At 39.3% G+C, this 1,437-nt stretch carries 2 protein-coding genes; both read left to right on the top strand.

Annotation, left to right across the window (positions count from 1 at the left end; translation table 11 throughout):
- Positions 1-970, top strand: a 970-nt coding sequence (locus ACRCJ0_RS14010; RefSeq protein WP_431390840.1) for a biotin--[acetyl-CoA-carboxylase] ligase, incomplete at its 5' end; no start/stop codon positions are given.
- A 122-nt stretch (positions 971-1,092) separates the two neighbouring features.
- Positions 1,093-1,437 (top strand): biotin transporter BioY (locus ACRCJ0_RS14005; RefSeq protein ID WP_431390838.1); only part of this gene is annotated, 345 nt, incomplete at its 3' end.

The raw sequence follows: 1,437 nt of genomic DNA, 5'->3' as shown, positions 1-1,437 counted from the left end.
CCTAGACCACCCAGGTCATTTCCATACTGGTCCAGAGTTAGCCGACCACTTCCAAGTCAGCCGGAATGCTGTTTGGAAGGCCGTCAAGCAGTTAGAAACTGAAGGATATGAAATTATCCGTCATCCTAAAAATGGCTATGCCTTAGAAAACTTAAACCATGCCATTGATCCTAGCCAAATTAGCCATGGCCTACAAAACGTTTGGCCTGAATTAAAGGTTTACTACCAAGAATCTACCTCGTCAACCAATGACCTTGGTCGTAAACACGCAGCAGATCATCCTAACCAGCCTGCCCTCTTCATTTCAAATGAACAGACAGCTGGTCGCGGTCGTCGTGGTCGTGTTTTTTATTCATCGCTTAGCCAGGGACTTTACTTTTCACTCGTCATGACCCCACCAAAAGGTGTCAATAATGACCTAGTCGCTTCAATGACGATTGCTTCTGCTTCAGCCTACGCAGAAACATTGTCTAGCTATTTATCTGATGATGTCATGATTAAGTGGGTGAATGATCTATTTTATCAAGGGAAAAAGGTCGTCGGTATCCTAACTGAAGCAACTTTTGATATGGAAAGTCAGACCATTTCACATTTGGTACTAGGGATTGGGTCTAACCTTGCGGGTGACTTTTCTAAAGAAAATGCTGAAAATCAATCCGTTGCAGGTACCTTATTTGGACCACAATTACCAAGAACATTTAATACGAACGATTTAATTACAAACTTTGTAATTAAATTTAAATCCTACTATGATGACCTATCTAGTCTGGCTTTTTTGGACTATTACCGCAGTCATTTATTAGGTAAAAACCAGTGGGTTAACTATACAGAAAATCACGAAAACTATCGTGGTAAAATCCTTGGTGTAACAGACCTTGGGCATCTTTCAATTGAAACACCAGAAGGAAACGTACGAACCCTTGTATCTGGCGAAGTGTCTTTCTCTAGTCAGCAATTCGCTGACCAATAGCGCACTTAAACTTAACTATAGCAACAACTTTTGGATGTGTGATCATTTAGCGCACATCCATGTAAAAAATAAATGGTCAACCATAAATAAAATATGGTTGACTCAATTAAAAGGAGAGCAATATGACAAAATCATCTACTTACTACTGGGTACTTTCAGCACTTATGAGCGTAATTACGCTCATCGCTTCCTATGTTGTTGTACCATTCGGCGCAATTCCTTTCACACTACAAACCTTAGCGGTTATTTTAACAGGTTTATTACTACCAAGAAAATATGCAGCAGTTGCTATGCTATTAAACGCCATTCTTTTATTTATGTTTAAAGGTACCTTTATTTACAGCCCTTCTTTTGGTTTTATCATCGGCTTTATTGTAGCCATGATTTTTGCCAGTCAAAACCCGGCACTTGAAAATGGTTGGAAAGTATTAACCATTCGTGCAATTGTCATGAATGTCATAATATTC

Source organism: Aerococcus sp. L_32 (assembly GCF_050689315.1).
Note: the sequence above shows the minus strand (reverse complement) of the source record. Positions and strands in the feature narration are given on the sequence as shown.